The following is a 17,174-nucleotide window of genomic DNA, read 5'->3' on the forward strand; positions in this document are numbered from 1 at the left end:
CTATCATAGCAACAAAAAATGACCCAATCAAAGCTGATTGGGTCATTGTTATGTGTACGGCTATGTATACGATAAGACTGACTATAAAAGACTGTTTTTAAATGCGAATACGATATTCACATTAGAAAACAATGCCTAAATGCGCTGATTAACCTTTATAAGCATCTATAAACCTAAACTATAAGCCTTAACGATGGCGAATCTCAAAGCTCTGATGAATTGGCTTTTTAACATCAAAATCAAAACCAATGGTTTTTTGGGTGATATCAACAACGTCATAGCGCTCAGTTAACTGCTCATCGAGCTCAAAACGGGTAAAGTTGTTGGAGAAATACAAAATACCATCAGCGGTCAAGCGATTCATTGCACGATTAATAATGGCAGAGTGGTCACGCTGGACATCAAAGGTACCTTGGAACTTTTTCGAGTTCGAAAAGGTTGGTGGATCGATAAAGATAATATCAAATTGTTCCGTATTGTCTTTAATCCACTCAAAAATATCAGCCGCGACGAATTGATATTTATTGCCACTGACATTTAAGCCATTTAAGGCAAAGTTCTGCTTGCCCCAATCGAGATAATTCTGTGATAAATCAACGCTGGTGACTTTTTTCGCGCCAGCTAAAGCCGCATGGACACTTGCCGTACAGGTATAAGCAAATAAGTTCAGTACGGATTTATTACGACTGTTGTCTTTGATACGGGCGCGCATATTACGGTGATCAATAAACAAACCCGTATCGAGATAATCGGTAAAGTTGACATAGAAATACGCGCCATCTTCACGAGCGACATAGAACTTGCCACGCTTTTCCGTATTGCCTTGCTTGCTATATTGGTCATTACCAGACTGACGCGCGCGAGTTTTGATAAAGATTTGTTCACGGTTAATCCCAAACACTTCACGGATACCCATTAACGCCAAATTAAAGCGTTTTTTCGCCGTTTCAGGTGGAATGGTTTTTGGTGGTGCGTATTCTTGCACGTGCACATAATCGCCATATAAATCGACCGCTACTTTGAAATCGGGCAAATCCGCATTATAAACGCGTAAATTACTGACAGTGTCTTTTTTAGCCAGCTTTTTCAGTTTGGCAAGATTCTTTTGCAAACGGTTGATGAAGTCTTGTCCTTCTTCCACTTCAATCTCACGCTTCTCAAAGCGACTGACCAGGTTACCCGTTTGCCCAGCAATCAAGGTGCCATAGCGGAAATAAACCGTGATAGCACCATTATGACAACGTAAGGTTTTTGGCTCTTTAATCGGCAAGATGTCCACTTGTTCTACATTGGCCGCCAAGATTCCGAGCATTGGGTTGATATCACTACCCGCAAAACTGTCTTGTAAAATCAGCCCAATCGCTTGGTATAAAGGTTTAATCATTTCTTCATCACCCAAACGCTCACCATAAGGCGGGTTAGTGATGATTAAAGGATTGCTCAATCGACCATCATCAGCCAATGGCTTTAAGATGCTGCTGAGTCGGTCAAGGGCGCGGGTTTCAAGATCAAGTAGTGGTAATAAATCCTGCAAACCTGCGGCAATTAAGTTCTTTTCTGTCGCCAAAATCGCACCGCTGTCGGCATCGAAGCCTAAAATCAGTGGCAAAGTATCTGGTTGTTCGTTAATAATTTCTAATGCTTCACGAAAACGCATTTGCGCATCATCAATCATTTGTTTCCATAACACATCGTCATGATGTTGCCACTCGTAAAAACCAAATTGATTGGCGGCTTTATCGATACCGACGGCATAATCGCAATGCATCAGCAATGCTTCAATGATAAAGGTGCCTGAGCCACACATCGGGTCAATTAAGGCATTATAGAAAGGCGCATCACCTTGTTCGTTTTTCTTATGCCAACCTGCGCTATAGAGCAACGCCGCTGCTAAATTCTCTTTTAATGGCGCTTCAGTCATGGCCACGCGGTAGCCACGGCGATGCAAACTGGTGCCTGATAAATCTAAATACAGCTCAGCTTGCTTGTCATTGACCGTGGCAAACACGGAAAAATCTGGGTTCTTACTATCGACGTTAGGACGGCTGTCATAGATTTCGTTAAAGGTATCGGCAATCGCATCTTTGATACGCAGCATGGCAAATTGTTGACTGACGGCCACACGTTTATCAACCGATAGACGAATCGCAAACGTTTGCTCTAAGCTAAATTGTTGCGTCCAATCGACCGATTTTGCCAAACCATAAAGCTGCTCTGCCACATCGTATTCGGCATTGATATTTTTGCGTTTAATCAGCATCAATACCCGCGATGCCACCCGCGACCATAAGCAAATGGTATATAGGTCGCGCAATGTACCGGTGACTGCCAAACGACCGGTACTCTTGATCTCGCTTGCAATACCGAAACTGGTCAGCTCAGTTTGTAGCGGTGCCTCAAGCCCATCGGCACAGGTAATAATAAGGTCAAACGACAACTCTGCTGTAGCGGCTGGTAAGGAGTTGGGCGTGGTTGTTTCGGTCATACGGATACCTGTGGGCTAAATTGATAAATATTGATAAATAAAGTACATCATAAAATAAGATGTTTAACCGCTAATTTTACCATAATTACGCTATGGATGGTTTAAGTGGCTTTGATTAAAAGATGAGGTTTAAAATTTTGCCTTTAAGGCATTATTAAAAGCATGGCTATCTAGGGTGAGATTAAAAAAATGGCTCATTATTGGTTTTTAATCTAGAGCATGTCCTCATTTTAAAAATGGTAATAAATATGAGATAAATTGCAGTCAAGCGAGGAAAAAAAACCGCTCAGTGATAGAGATTCCTGTAAAAAACCATAAAAAAACGGCTTAGCCCTTATATTTGAGGACTAAGCCGTTCGACAGTATTCGAGCCTCTATCGACCCCTGACAATATCAGTCAAGAGCCAATGTACTTAAGTATTGTACTTAAGGAGTGTAATTAAGCATTACTTTTCAAATACGCTAACATGGTATCTGCATCTGATACTTCAAACGGGTCTGTTGGGCAGTTGTCGTCAAAACCAGCTTCCTTAAACACTTTTTTGATGGCTTTATTGTCGACAAGCATCGAATAACGCCATGAGCGCATACCAAAGCCAAGATTGCTCTTATCAACCAGCATGCCCATTTTACGAGTGAATTCACCATTGCCATCAGGGAGCAAGAAAACGTTTTCACGGTTTTGCTTTAGACCCCATTGGTACATGACGAATGCATCATTGACAGAAATGCAAACGATTTCATCTATGCCTAACGCCTTAAACTCAGGGTAAAGCGCTTCATAACGCGGTAGATGGCTGGTCGAACATGTTGGCGTAAAGGCACCTGGTAGTGAGAACACAACCACTTTTTTATTGGCAAATAACTCATCTGTTGTTAGGTCATACCATGTGAATGGGTTGTCTCCTCCGATAGAGTCATCGCGAACACGAGTTTTGAAAGTCATATCAGGTACATGGGTAATCATTATTTACTCCGATTTAGGTTATTGTGTTTTTGTTTTAAAAATGCTGCATTTATATAATAATGGTTATAGCAATCCATAAGCAAATCTGTAAGGGTATATTCGCGATATAAGCTATCAAAATATATGAGCTTTTTTTAGACCTTACAAGCTACGTTAGCTGCTTTGCTCATATCCTAGAGAGCTATGTTTGAAGTAGTCTCTGTCGTTTAAGGCTTTTAAACTTACTTCTCTAGATTAGGAACACGCTTTAATAAAACGTTATTTATCATCCTTTTTTAACGATACTTCTTCTGTTTTTAACGATACCTCTTCTGTAACCAACTGGGTAGTAGTGGCAAAGGGTTTGGTGGCAATAGGATAATCGACATCTTTTGGCATCAGCAGGCGCATATGCGGGTAGGGCGTGGAGATGTTTGCCGCATCAAAGGCACTTTTTATATGCTCTCGTAAGCCTTCTTTAATTTTCGGCATACGCGCCACCGCCGCAGGCTTGACCCAAAAACGCACGATAAAAAATACACCATATTCGCCAATTTCGTCGATGGTCGCTGACGTTTCAGGGCGCTTTAGCACCACTTCGCTATCAGCCAATACCTGCAAAATCACTTCGCGCGCTTTCTCGATATCATCTTCAAAAGCAATACGCATACGAATATCAAAGCGTATAAAGTTTTTTGAGGTTAAATTGGTGACCACAGAGGATGCAACGTTTGAGTTAGGAATAATAACGGTGATATTGTCGCGGGTTAAGACATGGGTCGTCCGTAAAGCGATAACCACGACGCGCCCTTCATTATCATTAATATTGACCCAGTCGCCCACTTGAAACGATTGCTCAAGCAAGATAGTAATGCCAGCTATAAAGTTGGCAAGCGTAGATTGAGCAGCAAAGCCGACCGCCAAACCAGCGATACCCAAACCTGCTACCAATGAAACGATATCGAAGCCAAATTGTGCCATGACGCTGGCAAGTCCTAAGACCAATAACAGCACAGATAAAATATTTTTAAGCAGCTGCTCAATAGAAGCGTTCAGACCATAATGCTGCAGGACTTTATGAATAATTCGCCCTGATGATGTCCACAGCACATAATAAATACCCGCCCAAGTGCTGGCTTTGGCAGTAGCTTTGACCGTCTCCGGCTCAAAATTTAGCTGGCTCATGATAGCTATCAAGCTGGTCACAATCCAAATATAGCGCAGCACTGAGCGAACAATTTTAGACCGGCGTTCATTTAGGCGGATTCTGGTTTTGCTTTTTTTGACAATATAAATCGCAAGCCAATAAAAAAACCCCAATACCGCCAGCAGTATGAGGATTTTGATACCCGTACTCACCAATTCTACCGATTTAGCTGACCAATCTAAAGAGTCTTCATCTATGGTGCCGCCAATAGCAAGGTATAGGCTAGTATGTAGGTCGCGAACAATCTCTTGAAAGAAGTCAGTAATACTAGCGATTGCCATTATTTTATCCATGCAAAGTTTAGGGCTAAATAAGATGGGTAATAAAAAATCTGCTTGTAAATTAACTTAAAGCACTCAGCCAAACAGATGTTTAAAAATTACCCTCTTGGGTATCATGCGATTGATAAGGTATCTTCATCAGTCGCTGCACGTCACGTAATGCGGTACGCAAGCCTTCTAATATCGTCGGATGATAAAAAGGCGTATCAAGCATGTCTTTGATACTCATATCATTGGTAATCGCCATGGCCAATATATGCCCGATATACTCAGCATCTGGGCCAACCATGCTTGCACCCAAGATTCTATCTGTCTTTTTGCAACCATAAATATGCAATAAACCGCAGTTGACACCCATCACGCGGCTGCGTCCTTGATTGTCAAAGCTCACACTTCCGATGACATGTTCAAGTTCTGAGTCTGCTTGGATCTCAGGTAGCGACATGCCGACATTAACGATTTGCGGTGAGCAAAATACGATAGAAAATGGCGTAGCAGGCGGACGGATATGAGCATCTTGGTTATTTTCACAAACCATGCTACCCGCGCTAAAACCTTCATCACTGGCAACATGTAATAAAGGGAGATTGGCATTGGCATCACCAACGATATAGACTTCTAAATCACCGATTTTACCGGTTTTTTTATCAAGCTGTTTTGGGCGATTTTTATCATCAAGCTCAACGCCTAGGTTTTCAATGCCAAGTGCATCGATATTATTGCGGCGACCGGTGGCGACCAAAACGTACTGACCTTGCCATTGCTGCGTTTGACCGGCGCTATCTTCATAATCAATAAAGGCAACTGAGCCTTCATTTGAGTCTTTATTATCTGCATCTACTTGAGTGCCAACGTCGGTAATGTTACTACCCAAATGTATGGTCAACTCACGACCTAAGCAATCAATGGCTTTATTGCTAATGTCATCGTCTTTTAGACCCGCCACGCGTTTGACACGATTAAATAAAGTAACGTCGACGCCTAAACGAGTAAAGGCTTGCGCAAGCTCTAAGCCGATGGCGCCTGCACCAACCACAGCCAATGACTTTGGTAAATCGGGTAGCTCAAAGACGCTATCGGAGGTAAGTAAGGTATCACCAAGCTTATCAGCCCAACCATCTGGGATAAAGGTTGAGCTGCCAGTGGCAACAATGATTTTATCCGCTTCGATCAGCTCGTCATTGACCTCAATCAAGCCTTGTTTATTGATATACGCGCGACCGGCTATTTTTGTCTCTGCAGGCCAACTCTCTACTTGCTCCTCAACATAGCTGGCAAAATGATCACGCTCTGCGCGTACGCGCTCCATGACTTGTTTACCATCTATTTGCGCGCTGGCATGCACACCAAACTCGCCAGAATGATTGGCATCGTGGGCTCGGTCAGCGGCGGCAATCAGGAGCTTGCTTGGCATACAACCGACGGCGATACAGGTAGTCGTCCAAAATCCATCGTTAATAATCAGGACGTCGTCTTTTAATTTTCTGGCTTGGCGAAAGGCGTTTTGGCCGGCAGTACCGGCGCCAATGACTGCAACCGATACATTGCGTGTCACTTTTTTACTGTTGCTATTATCAGCAGCGCTATCAGGCTGTTTATTCATATTATTCTCAAATAAGGAGGATTTTATCGTAGAGGATAGATTTTAAAAATTATCAAAAAAACATTAATAAAACTAGGTTGCTAGCGTCGTAAGTAAACGATCAGTATAGCCTGCTGCTCTCAGATTGCGCTGCGCATGGGTAAGGGTGCCATTTTTATCAAAGACAAAGGCAGAACGTACAAGACCTAAGCTGATTTTGCCATACATGTTTTTTTCTTTAATAACATCGAAGTATTGGCACAATTTCTCGTCATTATCACTAATAAGTGGAATATGCAGATTGTGCTTGGCGATGAATTTTTCGTGAGATTCAACGCTATCGCGCGAGACACCGATGATATCGTAGCCCAATTCATCAAATTCATTAAGCCGCGCGGTAAGATCTGTCGCTTGGGTTGTACAGCCTGGAGTATTGTCTTTGGGATAAAAATAGAGAATCAGTCCTTTATCGGTATGAGTAACCAGCTCTTTTAGGCTGATATCGTCATGAATAAAGTTGCCGTCAAGCTCGCGTACGATGGTGACTGGAAAATCGGGTAGGGCAATAGTCTCGGTAGTCGGCTTGGCCATTATAAAATCCTTATTAGTTTCGCTTATGCGTATATTATGCTCAGTGGTCTTATTATAGGCAGATTCATCGCAATAACTAGCCAGTTTTACACTTCACTTATTCATTCGCAACAAAAAAGACTGGCAATGACCAGTCTTTTTTAATGTTATCAGTTACCACTTCAACAAATAAGAGATTATAAAAATACTGCCATAACCCCTATAAAACCTTGATATACATTGGATTTGGCTATATCATAGCTAACAACGTGCAACATTATGCCACGATATAAAGCATTTAAAATGGCTACCAAGGTGGCTACCAGTATTAGCAAAATGGCTACCAAATTGGCTACTATGAAAGGGGCAAGCAGATATGACCAAGAAAGCGATTAAATTAGACTCGCAAATTCAAAAGTCTATTAAAGACACTATCCAAGCTGGCAAGGTTGTTAGTTACCCCATCGCTGGTTATAAAGGCTTAGAAGTACGGATAAGACCACATAAGAACGGCCTAGATGCTGCAGTAGATTTTAGACATAGATATACCCACCCAATAACAAGCAAACGCCCTTACATGACGCTAGGACAATACCCAGCCTTAAGCCTTGCTGATGCTAAAGATATGTATAGAAATAACATGACATTGCTAGCTAAGGACATAGACCCCTTAGAGCATAAAGAAATGGAAAAGCAAAACGAGCTATTAGATAGGCTCAATACGCTGGATCACTTTATAAATGAATGGCAGACACTACAGGACAGTAAAAACTTAAGCCCTAAGACACTATATAACAATGAAATATTATTAAAGCCTATCAAAAAACACTTAGGACATATAAGGGTTACAGAAATAGCACCCAGTATGGTTATAAAATTCATAACTGACATACAAAAGACAAGCCCCGTTAAAGGCCTACAAGTCAAAATTTTGTTAAAAAGTATTCTACAGTTAGCTAAAAAGCATAGAGTTATTGAGTACAACCCAGCCAGCGACTTGCAAGGCACTCTTAAAACTCACAAGCCTAAACACTACCCATCATTAACAGACCCCAAAGAATTTGCCGAACTGCTAAAAGACATTGACCAGCTAGACGATACAAGCCAGCTATATAACAAGCATGTATTGCAGCTATTGGCCCTTACATTTGTTCGAGTTGGTGACGCTTGCATGATGAAATGGGGGGATATTAAATGGCTAAAAAGACAATGGGAATTTAAGCCGCAAAAATCAGGGACTAGGGCCGACATGGTGGAAAATATTGTTATACCATTAGCACCGCAAGCCATAGCCATATTAGAGCAGATGCAACCGCTAACAGGTGATAGCGACTATGTATTTCATAATCCAAGGCGTATAAAAGAGCCTTACCATCATACGCAAGAAATTAATAAAGTATTGAATAGTGATTTAATGAATAATGGCAAAAGCTATAAGGACATTCATAGCCCACACGGGTTTAGGAGTGCAGCAAAAACCATGCTAATGGAGCGGCTAGGTTACGATGAACTGATAACCGAATTGGCACTAGGTCACCGCATGCTTAACGCTTATGGCACTGCATACAATCGCATGACAGGCTTAGAGCAAAGAGCCGAAATGATGACAGCATGGGCCAACTACCTAGACGCTATCAAGGCTGGTAAGTTTGATAATGTTATTCATGCAGATTTTAAACAAAAAGCACAAAAGCAGGGGTAAAACACTACTGCTACAATGACCATGCAAGGCTAGGATTAATTACCCGAACGCCAGCCATTTCATGCCTTAGGCTGGCATGCCTTGCACCTATTTTTAACTAAGGTATGAATAACAAGTAAGGCATGATTATGGGATTAATGGATAAGCCAAAAAAAGATTTTGGAAGAGATCACGTATTTATTGATGATTTTATTCTTTATTTAGCGTTTAAGTTGAAAGAACCAGTTGAAATTGTTATTTCATGGCTGCTATACAATGGTTTTGATAAGGATATAAATTCTTATGAAGTCGATAAGCATTATCGAATACATAAAGGCGTACAAGTAGATGGAGTTGATAAGAATATAGATGATCTTTTTAATCAAATCAGCATAGATGGTTATTACTTTTATATTGAATACTTAAACAACCACGAATATCATCATGAAGGCAAAGAAACGTTAGAGTACGATGAATATGAAGTAGTAAATAATAGCTTTTATCTAAATATTAATGATTTAGAGGATCTTGAATATATAGATAACCTTGACTTTAACGAGGCCCATCAATATAACTATGTAGTTTATTTATGCGACTCAGTGACGGCAAAGTTAACTGATATGAGCCTAGATATGCCTGTAAGAGCTTTTAGGCTAATTAATGACAGTCTATCTAAGCATGAGGAAATGTTAAAAGAAAGAAAACTGCTCTCTATTAATGATAAATATAAGCCTGTAGCACATGAGTCACTTAACTATGAAGGAATTAGAGCAGCAATTGAACGTATAGCTACTGGTGAACTTCTACCACAGGATATTAAAGAAGCTAAACAGGACAAAGAAAGCCATGATAATGAACCGCTAAATAGCAGATCACAAGATAGAAAGCTGATAGCGATTTTAGCTTTACTACTTGCCAGTAAATCTAGCGCCTATACCATTGGCGACAACAAACCAAATGCTACTCAAATCAGCAAAGCTATTTATCAGTTTGCAATTGATGACTTAAAAATAGCTGATGAAGATACTAATGGATTAAAAGCCAATATAGCTAAAATCAGCGAGTCTATTCAAGAATATACGGACATTCTTTACAAGCAACCTCTGAAAAAATCCTAACTTTAACTTTAATTAATTAACTTTAATTTATAACAACACCCCACACCGCACAATAAGCCTTAACAACTTTCATCAACTGAATAGGAGTTAAGGCAATGCCTAACACTACCCACGCAGCACCCCTCAATAAGCTAAACCTAGCTTACCTATTAGCGAACCCAAAAGAGCTATATCAGGTTAAGCAGATAGCCGATGTATTCCAAAAACACCCTGAAACCATTAGACGCTGGATCAAAGCTGGCACGATAACAAAGCCGTTATCTATCAATGGCGTTTACTACTTCAAAGGTAGCGACATTGTGGACTATCTAAACGCTACTAATGAGGGGATATAGTCATGGATAAGCCAAAACGCACTCAAAACCAAATCATTAAAGATCATCTTTTGACAGGCCAATCAATCACACGCTGGCAAGCTATCGAACTTTATAGAATAGCCACGCTACCCACTCGCATTAATCAGCTAGAAAATACAGGCTTAACCATACAGCGCAAGCGAGTAGATAAAGACGGCAAGCACTGGAACGTCTATTGGATTGATACGGATAATCTAGCTAATGGGGTGCAATCATGAGCCAATCAAACGATAGATTATTGAAGATAGCGGACACGCTCGAGCATATCAACGAGCAGCTAATTTTATTGTCAATTGATACCGAACATTACGCTATGGCATTGCAAGCCGTGCAGACAAATGACCCCGTATCTCAAGGCGTTATTCAAGCAGTCATAGCTGCATTGTTTAGGGACTCACTATTTGCCACTGATGCAAGCGAACAGATGGACAGTGTGTTATCAACGCCTGAAATGGAGGTGACGCGCTATGAGTAAAGATAACAAAGACAAGCTAAAAGCCCGTGACAAAGCACACAGACAGCCTCAGCAACGCAAGTATATTAACCGTGCTTTTATCGTTTACATGCTGCTAATGACAATTTTATTTTCATTGTTACTTATACCATCATGCCAGCAAGCCAAAGAGCAAGGGGTAACTTATGAGCAGCGAGGGGGTAATCATGAGTAATACAGACAAAGCAAAGCCCCAAGCTGATGACAAGGGGCTAAGCAATTTACTAGGCATTTCAAAGCAAACTACAGATAAGATTATAGCAAATGATGAAGTATTAACCAGCCTTATAGCACTAGGTCAAGGCGATAAGCTAAGACAGTTTGATGATACTTTTAGTGTAGCAGGTGAATTTATTAATACCGCTGGCAAGGTGGCTATGGTATTAAGCAATAACTTGCACCAGCCAGCCAATATCGGTATTTACACGCCTAATAGTGATAAACCTATAGAGGTAACCGACCCAAGCCAGCCATGCGCTTTTGTTATTGGCAGTCTTAACCTAGATAGTGAATGGTATGCAGTAAAGAGCCTAGCTGAGGGCATAGAGCTATACAGGCAGCTAGCCAGCCAAGGGCTAAACGTCACTATTTTAGTGAGTATTAACCCCTTTCATTTTAATAATATGGTCAAGCATTTTGCTGAGGTTAAGCAAGTTATCGTTACTGCTACCATAGATAAAAAAGATGAGATCACAAAGCCACTGCTAGGAGTAAACGTCAAAGCTATTATTACTACTTTTGACTTGCTGCTATCATTTGACAATCACCAGACGCTTGATGATGTTTTGAGCGACCCTGACACGATCATAAAAGACTTATTAGCGGAGGCATGGGAAAAGCTAGGCGATATTGCAGACCAACACACCAAAGCCACACCCTATCCAGTAGAGGCATGGGGCAAAGATGGGCAAGTACTAAGAGATGCTTTAACGGCTATTATCTATCATGCACAAGTACCGCCAGCAATGGCAGGTCAATGCATGCTAGGGGCTTTAGGTACTATTATTCAGCAATATATTAACGCCCCTTATGCGTTAGGTAATAAGTTTATGCCAGCCTCGCTATTTTTACTCACTGAGGCAGAAAGCGGAGGCGGTAAAAGCAGAACGGTAGACTTTACCCATAAAGAGCTATTCAGTTATCAAAATGACAAGCGCAAAGAATACCGAACTTTGCTAGATGAATGGCTTGCGCAAAAAGCCAGCACCCCAAAAAAAGATTTAGAGCTATGGTTACTTGAAAACCCCAAGCCTAAGCAAACGATACTTTTGGTTAAGTCTGGCACTATCCAAGGATTTTTAGACAATATGCTGATCGGTAATACCACCGATATAGCATGGTCAACGGCTGAGGCAGCCCTATTTTTAAGTGGTCATAGCTTAACCAGTGACACCGCCAAAAGTAACATTAGCCAGATATGTGACATATGGAGTAGTGGCTCGTTTGATAGGCTGCTATCCCCTCGATATGACACCATAGAGCAAAACAGCATGAATGGGGTTAGGTTTATCCTAGACTTGCAAGGACAGCCACCAGTAATCGCACCAGCGTTAAATGATGAGGCTATGAACGGTCAAGGATTGTTACCTCGCTTTTTATTTGCCTTTCCTGACAATATGAACGGTAAGATAGTTTATAACACTGATGAACGGCTAGACGCTAAACCCGAGCAAGACCCAAGATTGCAGGCTTACTGGCAAAGGTGCAGAACGCTGCTAGACCCCATTGCTGATAGTGTAGATAGAGATAATGAGGGCAATATTATCCGCTTTAATATGCCCTTTAAGGATAGGCAGGCTAGAAAGGCTTTAGCCAATTATCAAACCGATAAAGAAAGCCAGTTATGCAAAGGTGGTAAGTTAGAGAAATACGCAAGCTATGCCAGACGCTTACATGAAAATGCTAGCCGTATCGCCTCAATACTCGCTTACTTTGATGGTAGACGCGTTATATCAGCTGATGATATACATAGAGCATCAAAATTGACTGACTACTCTATAAGCGAACGCATGCGATACACGGACAAACCCCAAGCTGGTGACAATGACGCTCAAAAGCTAATCAGCTGGCTAGTGAAATACTGTAATAGGCAATCTATTAAAGAACTGGCTTACTCAACGGCTCAAAGCAAAGTTACCCCTAAGCATTTACGGCAAAAGCATAACTTTGAATTGATAGCTGAGGTATTAGAAAGCGAGGGCTATATTAAGATCATAACCAATGGCAGGGCTAGAACCATACAAGTAAGACCTGAGTTATTAGAGGCTAGATAAGGGAAAGCTAGGAAAATAGGAAAACGATAACTAGAACGCTTGCCATGCATGCACTAGCCAGCTTTCCTAAATATTAACCTACTAGGCAAGTGGGGAAAGTCAAAAGCTAACCAGCTGCTAACTTTCCTTGTTTGCCTTTTTATATTTATAAGGGAAAACACTATAAGCCATATACACCAATGCTTTAGTAACTCACTTTCCTACTTTCCCCATTTTCCCGACTTATGGATATATAAATAAATTAAAGGTTTTCATTAATCTATTGTAAAACCACCACCATATTGTGGAGTGATAGTTGTCATGCTACCAGTGCTGGAATTATATGAGTTAGAGCCACCACCATATCGAGGAGTAGTTGTTATGGAAGTACCAGTGCTAGAATCATATGAGTTAGAACCACCGCCATATCGAGGAGTAGTTGTTATGCTACTACCAGTGCTGGAATTATATGAATTATAACCGCCACCATATCGTGGGGTGTGTGTCGTGCTACTACCAGTGCTGGAATTATATGAATTATAACCGCCACCATATCGTGGGGTGTGTGTTGTGTTACTACCGGTATTAGAGTCATAGCAGTTGTAACCACCACCATATCGTGGACTACATCTTTCCTGAGCAAATGCAGGAACTGAGGCAAAAACTAATAAAGAACTAATGATAAAGAATTTATTCATATATGAAACCTTAGTGATTTTGTCAAGATGACTAAATTAATTTGTACTATAGATAGTATTATACAAACCAACTAAAGTATACAAATTAGCAATCAATGCGATAGATATAACTATGTTTTATGCAATAGCTCTTAATCACATAGTTCCTTTGTAATGTTATAATATAACAAATTAGTTAATGATTTAGATAACATGCCAGCACTTGCCACAACTCACAGCTTAAACGACTACGCTAAATTACCTATATCACGCTATCGTGAGCAGCTAAGACAAGGTAATGCTCAAAGTATCGAAGTAAGCTACACCCATCGCAGCAAACCCTATCAATACTCTATTCAGCTAACAAAAACATCATGCAACTATGGCGGTCATCGTTACTGGTGGCTATGCCCTAAGTGTTATCAAAGAACATCGACCTTATATTGCGCTGGCTTGTATGTTTGCCGTCATTGCATTGGTGCAAACTATGGGAGTCAGTTACAGCAACCGATTGACCGCGTATTCAGTCGTGCTGATACCATTAGACAGCGTTTAGGGTGGCAATCAGGCATTGCATACGGCAACGGCTCAAAGCCAAAAGGCATGCACTCAAAGACGTTTGATAGGCTAGTGAATGAGCATGACAGACTGACTGCTAAGATATGGCAATCAACACTCGATAAACTAGGTTGCACCAGTTGAGGCTAACAAATGAGAATACCTGATTTAAATGACCTGATAGCAGACTTACAGACAGCAAAGCAGATAGCGATTGATGACCGCAATCCAAACGCCATAGTCACAGCCACAATGAGCCAAGCCAAGTTACTAGGCATGGATAACATGAGGGACGTAACGCCAAACAGTAATATAAAATCAGGACTAGGACATTTTTACGGACGCATTCCTGAGCTAACACCTGAGGCAGCACTGGCAATCAGTAAGCGATTAGATGAGGAGTATTGAACCATGAGCAGATTGACGCTCGATGACCTACTTGACCAGTTAGAACAGGCAAGGCAAATGGCGATAGAGGAACGCAAGCCCACAGCCATGATACAAGCCACTGCTACTATGGCAAAGCTGACAGGACTTGATAAGCCAGTGATTAAAGACGTTGAGCCGATAGCAAACAGACCTACAGTGATAAGGTTGGTTGCAGGTGTATCACCTGAGGCAGCAAGCCAAGCCTATAAAAATATTATGGGGTAAAGAATGAAAATAAGTATTGATGACCTGATGACAGAATTAGACGATGCTAGATTGACCGCTAAGGCTAATGGACAGGCGTCTGCTATGGTTGCTGCTACGATGAGCAAAGCAAAGCTACTGGGGCTAGATAAAGGTCATAGTGATAAGGACAGCGAGGTAATGCCCGTTAAAATCGTTATTCAAACGGTGGACGCTCGCAATCCTGATAGAGTGTGTTAGTTTTCGGACACGTTAGAGGGGGGTATTGTTTGGTATATTTACGCTCGAACCAACGGACACCCCACCTATTGCCACGCGCAAAATAAAAGCCGTTTTAAAAATAGGTTAAAGCGGTCAGCACAGCCGAACCCTTAAAGCGTATAGCTTAGCGTCTATAATTGGTTAAAGCGGACAGGTTAAGAAGTTAAGAAAAGTTAAAGCAGAAAGCAATAACTAAACTTTTAATTACGCGCGCGCAAAAATATGCATATGGCAGCGGTCATTACTAATAAAGAGCTAAACAATCACACCGCCCTATGGCCACCAGTAAGCATAGGTAACTATGAAAATGGCTACCAAAATGGCTACCAATAAATATTATTATTGAAATATAAACAATAAAAACAATGACTTAGGTATAAGTAAAAGACTGGCAATGACCAGTCTTTTGTATTTTGTAGCAAGTATTTTTTAAGTAGCTTATGCGGGTTTTTGTGGCTGCTTTAAATCCAAGCCAACCGTGCACTGCTGCAAGTCTTTTTGCATTTTTTTCACATAAGGTAAGCTTGATGGGTCTTTTTTATCTTGCGCGTAGCTTTCGATTTCCCACATCTGACCGATGGTCATATTGCTGCGGACACCGATGGTGCATTTGCATAGTTTGGTCGCCGTATTTTTGTCAGCGACTTTATATTTGACCGCGCCATTGACACAGGTATTGATATTAGCCTGTTTGATATCGGCAGCATTTGCTTGTGGCAATGCAAACAGAGCAGCTAGGGCTAGGGGTAATACGGGCAAAAACTTCATAAACATCCTCTACGGGTCGCGTCGATTTCTCAGATTTTTTTATAAAAATCTTGGTCGTTTTATTTTGTCACTTTTTAAATTAATAGATCTAATTAATAGTGTTTTTAATGATTTTGTCACTCATGTTATAACGTCTATAGATAAATATATAGGAAATTTTCTATGTATATATGACTCATTATATTTACCTAACCATGAGCAGTTAACAGTCGTCACTGATATAGTCGCCCATACCATAGCAAGGAAATCGCTTAAAATACAACGGCAGCGTGCTGTGTTAATGCAAGCAAATGTTGCGCAAATGTTTAATGGGCTTTTGCTTAAAGGCAATTATACTCTTACTTTAAGATAGCTATAAGCCTGTTTTTACAGTATTTATTAATACTATTAAGGCTGATAATGAGTAGGGTCAGTAACCCCAGCTTGAGCAAATCCTTGGCGACGTAGCAAACAGCTGTCACAGACACCGCAAGCAAGACCATTGGCATCTGCCTGATAACAAGAAATCGTCTGCCCATAATCGACCCCTAGCGATAAACCGAGCTCGATAGTTTTGGCTTTGATTAAATGCTGCAGCGGTGTTTGAATCGATAAATGATGACCGGTAACGCCAGCTCTGGTGGCAAGATTTGCAATGTGTTCGAAAGCTGCGATATATTCTGGGCGACAATCAGGGTAGCCTGAATAATCGACTGAACTTACGCCAATGATGATATGGTTGGCGTCGGTCACTTCCGCGACTGCCAACGCATAAGATAAAAATATAGTATTACGTGCAGGCACATAGGTATTTGGGATAGCATCGTTATCAACTTCATCACGATTTTTACTCGGGAATTTATCAGTATCGCCGTCAGGGATAATCATGCTGTGATCAGTGAGTGATGAGCCGCCAAGCTGCGCGATATCGATATCAATAATACGATGATTGACTCCTGCGCTTTCAGCGATGGCTTTGGCAGCGACAAGCTCACTATTATGACGTTGACCATAGTTAAAACTAACTGCTGTCACAGACGCATAGCGTGCCTTTGCCCAATATAAACAAGTCACGGAATCAAGGCCACCTGATAGTAGCACCACGGCATTTTGGCTTTTATGCAGCGCGGTTGAGTTAGCGTCGTTTTTTGGATTGGTAGTGGAGGTCTGCGCAGTGACGAGAGTCATATTAGGATCTATTATTAGTCTATGAAAAATGCTTATTCTAGCAAACATAGCATCATTACATAAGCTTGGGGGTATTATTAAAGTAGGATTAAAGTGCTACTAATTTTGTGCTAGTTTTCAATCCGTTAGCAAAATTTGT

At 41.1% G+C, this 17,174-nt stretch carries 19 protein-coding genes; 11 read left to right on the forward strand and 8 right to left on the reverse strand.

Features of this window, described 5'->3' with window-relative positions:
- Positions 1–187: 187 nt before the first annotated feature.
- The 5 genes from rlmKL to JMX13_RS01430 all read right to left on the reverse strand — a co-directional run bounded on the left by rlmKL (position 188) and on the right by JMX13_RS01430 (position 7,092).
- Positions 188–2,485, reverse strand: a complete 2,298-nt coding sequence (gene rlmKL, locus JMX13_RS01410) for a bifunctional 23S rRNA (guanine(2069)-N(7))-methyltransferase RlmK/23S rRNA (guanine(2445)-N(2))-methyltransferase RlmL (RefSeq protein ID WP_201609059.1) — start codon at positions 2,483–2,485, stop codon at positions 188–190.
- Positions 2,486–2,924: 439 nt separating this feature from the next.
- On the reverse strand, positions 2,925–3,452 hold the full coding sequence (locus JMX13_RS01415; protein ID WP_201609060.1) for a peroxiredoxin: 528 nt from the start codon (positions 3,450–3,452) through the stop codon (positions 2,925–2,927).
- A gap of 258 nt (positions 3,453–3,710) precedes the next feature.
- A complete protein-coding gene (locus JMX13_RS01420; protein WP_227686164.1) occupies positions 3,711–4,919 on the reverse strand; it encodes a mechanosensitive ion channel family protein in 1,209 nt (402 codons plus the stop codon).
- Positions 4,920–5,010: 91 nt separating this feature from the next.
- Positions 5,011–6,522, reverse strand: a complete 1,512-nt coding sequence (locus JMX13_RS01425) for a dihydrolipoyl dehydrogenase (protein ID WP_201609063.1) — start codon at positions 6,520–6,522, stop codon at positions 5,011–5,013.
- Between the two features lie 72 nt (positions 6,523–6,594).
- Complete coding sequence (locus tag JMX13_RS01430; RefSeq protein WP_201609064.1) at positions 6,595–7,092, reverse strand: peroxiredoxin; 498 nt, start codon at positions 7,090–7,092, stop codon at positions 6,595–6,597.
- A 355-nt stretch (positions 7,093–7,447) separates the two neighbouring features.
- Between JMX13_RS01430 and JMX13_RS01435 the strand changes: the two genes are divergently transcribed.
- From JMX13_RS01435 to JMX13_RS01465, 7 genes are all read left to right on the forward strand, one after another.
- A complete protein-coding gene (locus JMX13_RS01435) occupies positions 7,448–8,773 on the forward strand; it encodes a tyrosine-type recombinase/integrase (protein WP_201609065.1) in 1,326 nt (441 codons plus the stop codon).
- 128 nt (positions 8,774–8,901) lie between these two features.
- Positions 8,902–9,870: a hypothetical protein gene (locus JMX13_RS01440; RefSeq protein WP_201609066.1), complete on the forward strand. Its 969-nt coding sequence runs from the start codon at positions 8,902–8,904 to the stop codon at positions 9,868–9,870.
- A gap of 95 nt (positions 9,871–9,965) precedes the next feature.
- A complete protein-coding gene (locus tag JMX13_RS01445; RefSeq protein WP_201609067.1) occupies positions 9,966–10,205 on the forward strand; it encodes a helix-turn-helix domain-containing protein in 240 nt (79 codons plus the stop codon).
- 2 nt (positions 10,206–10,207) lie between these two features.
- Positions 10,208–10,444: a helix-turn-helix domain-containing protein gene (locus tag JMX13_RS01450; RefSeq protein WP_201609068.1), complete on the forward strand. Its 237-nt coding sequence runs from the start codon at positions 10,208–10,210 to the stop codon at positions 10,442–10,444.
- Positions 10,441–10,701, forward strand: a complete 261-nt coding sequence (locus tag JMX13_RS01455) for a hypothetical protein (protein WP_201609069.1) — start codon at positions 10,441–10,443, stop codon at positions 10,699–10,701. The genes JMX13_RS01450 and JMX13_RS01455 overlap by 4 nt, the downstream gene beginning before the upstream one ends.
- Positions 10,694–10,894, forward strand: coding sequence for a hypothetical protein (locus JMX13_RS01460; RefSeq protein WP_201609071.1), 201 nt, complete (start codon positions 10,694–10,696; stop codon positions 10,892–10,894). The genes JMX13_RS01455 and JMX13_RS01460 overlap by 8 nt, the downstream gene beginning before the upstream one ends.
- Entirely contained in the window at positions 10,887–12,992 is a 2,106-nt protein-coding gene (locus tag JMX13_RS01465; protein WP_201609073.1) for a DUF3987 domain-containing protein, read from the forward strand. Before JMX13_RS01460 ends, JMX13_RS01465 begins: the two co-directional genes overlap by 8 nt.
- A gap of 254 nt (positions 12,993–13,246) precedes the next feature.
- On the opposite strand, the gene JMX13_RS01470 is transcribed toward JMX13_RS01465, so the two are convergent.
- Positions 13,247–13,669 (reverse strand): hypothetical protein, encoded by a 423-nt coding sequence (locus JMX13_RS01470; RefSeq protein WP_201609075.1) that lies wholly within the window; start codon positions 13,667–13,669, stop codon positions 13,247–13,249.
- Positions 13,670–13,861: 192 nt separating this feature from the next.
- Here JMX13_RS01470 and JMX13_RS01475 point away from each other — a divergent pair, with 192 nt between their 5' ends.
- From JMX13_RS01475 to JMX13_RS01490, 4 genes are read left to right on the forward strand one after another with little or no spacing between them, the layout of a single operon-like run.
- Positions 13,862–14,350 carry a hypothetical protein gene (locus JMX13_RS01475; RefSeq protein ID WP_201609077.1) on the forward strand — a complete coding sequence of 163 codons (489 nt, stop codon included), beginning with the start codon at positions 13,862–13,864 and terminating at the stop codon, positions 14,348–14,350.
- A gap of 9 nt (positions 14,351–14,359) precedes the next feature.
- A complete protein-coding gene (locus JMX13_RS01480) occupies positions 14,360–14,614 on the forward strand; it encodes a hypothetical protein (RefSeq protein WP_201609079.1) in 255 nt (84 codons plus the stop codon).
- A gap of 3 nt (positions 14,615–14,617) precedes the next feature.
- Positions 14,618–14,860 carry a hypothetical protein gene (locus JMX13_RS01485; RefSeq protein WP_201609080.1) on the forward strand — a complete coding sequence of 81 codons (243 nt, stop codon included), beginning with the start codon at positions 14,618–14,620 and terminating at the stop codon, positions 14,858–14,860.
- Between the two features lie 3 nt (positions 14,861–14,863).
- Entirely contained in the window at positions 14,864–15,079 is a 216-nt protein-coding gene (locus JMX13_RS01490; protein ID WP_201609081.1) for a hypothetical protein, read from the forward strand.
- A gap of 459 nt (positions 15,080–15,538) precedes the next feature.
- Here JMX13_RS01490 and JMX13_RS01495 read toward each other — a convergent pair whose 3' ends face one another.
- A complete protein-coding gene (locus JMX13_RS01495) occupies positions 15,539–15,868 on the reverse strand; it encodes a hypothetical protein (RefSeq protein WP_201543728.1) in 330 nt (109 codons plus the stop codon).
- 387 nt (positions 15,869–16,255) lie between these two features.
- Entirely contained in the window at positions 16,256–17,035 is a 780-nt protein-coding gene (queC, locus tag JMX13_RS01500) for a 7-cyano-7-deazaguanine synthase QueC (RefSeq protein ID WP_227686165.1), read from the reverse strand.
- Positions 17,036–17,174: the final 139 nt, after the last annotated feature.

The sequence above is a fragment of the Psychrobacter immobilis genome, from assembly GCF_904846285.1.
In the GTDB taxonomy this organism is placed as follows: domain Bacteria; phylum Pseudomonadota; class Gammaproteobacteria; order Pseudomonadales; family Moraxellaceae; genus Psychrobacter; species Psychrobacter immobilis_D.

Excerpts from the sequence above, each read along its gene's own strand:
- rlmKL (WP_201609059.1), bottom strand. The coding sequence starts at position 2,485 with ATGACCGAAACAACCACGCCCAACTCCTTACCAGCCGCTACAGCAGAG.
- JMX13_RS01415 (WP_201609060.1), bottom strand. The coding sequence starts at position 3,452 with ATGATTACCCATGTACCTGATATGACTTTCAAAACTCGTGTTCGCGAT.
- JMX13_RS01420 (WP_227686164.1), bottom strand. The coding sequence starts at position 4,919 with ATGGCAATCGCTAGTATTACTGACTTCTTTCAAGAGATTGTTCGCGAC.
- JMX13_RS01425 (WP_201609063.1), bottom strand. The coding sequence starts at position 6,522 with ATGAATAAACAGCCTGATAGCGCTGCTGATAATAGCAACAGTAAAAAA.
- JMX13_RS01430 (WP_201609064.1), bottom strand. The coding sequence starts at position 7,092 with ATGGCCAAGCCGACTACCGAGACTATTGCCCTACCCGATTTTCCAGTC.
- JMX13_RS01435 (WP_201609065.1), top strand. The coding sequence starts at position 7,448 with ATGACCAAGAAAGCGATTAAATTAGACTCGCAAATTCAAAAGTCTATT.
- JMX13_RS01440 (WP_201609066.1), top strand. The coding sequence starts at position 8,902 with ATGGGATTAATGGATAAGCCAAAAAAAGATTTTGGAAGAGATCACGTA.
- JMX13_RS01445 (WP_201609067.1), top strand. The coding sequence starts at position 9,966 with ATGCCTAACACTACCCACGCAGCACCCCTCAATAAGCTAAACCTAGCT.
- JMX13_RS01450 (WP_201609068.1), top strand. The coding sequence starts at position 10,208 with ATGGATAAGCCAAAACGCACTCAAAACCAAATCATTAAAGATCATCTT.
- JMX13_RS01455 (WP_201609069.1), top strand. The coding sequence starts at position 10,441 with ATGAGCCAATCAAACGATAGATTATTGAAGATAGCGGACACGCTCGAG.
- JMX13_RS01460 (WP_201609071.1), top strand. The coding sequence starts at position 10,694 with ATGAGTAAAGATAACAAAGACAAGCTAAAAGCCCGTGACAAAGCACAC.
- JMX13_RS01465 (WP_201609073.1), top strand. The coding sequence starts at position 10,887 with ATGAGTAATACAGACAAAGCAAAGCCCCAAGCTGATGACAAGGGGCTA.
- JMX13_RS01470 (WP_201609075.1), bottom strand. The coding sequence starts at position 13,669 with ATGAATAAATTCTTTATCATTAGTTCTTTATTAGTTTTTGCCTCAGTT.
- JMX13_RS01475 (WP_201609077.1), top strand. The coding sequence starts at position 13,862 with ATGCCAGCACTTGCCACAACTCACAGCTTAAACGACTACGCTAAATTA.
- JMX13_RS01480 (WP_201609079.1), top strand. The coding sequence starts at position 14,360 with ATGAGAATACCTGATTTAAATGACCTGATAGCAGACTTACAGACAGCA.
- JMX13_RS01485 (WP_201609080.1), top strand. The coding sequence starts at position 14,618 with ATGAGCAGATTGACGCTCGATGACCTACTTGACCAGTTAGAACAGGCA.
- JMX13_RS01490 (WP_201609081.1), top strand. The coding sequence starts at position 14,864 with ATGAAAATAAGTATTGATGACCTGATGACAGAATTAGACGATGCTAGA.
- JMX13_RS01495 (WP_201543728.1), bottom strand. The coding sequence starts at position 15,868 with ATGAAGTTTTTGCCCGTATTACCCCTAGCCCTAGCTGCTCTGTTTGCA.
- queC (WP_227686165.1), bottom strand. The coding sequence starts at position 17,035 with ATGACTCTCGTCACTGCGCAGACCTCCACTACCAATCCAAAAAACGAC.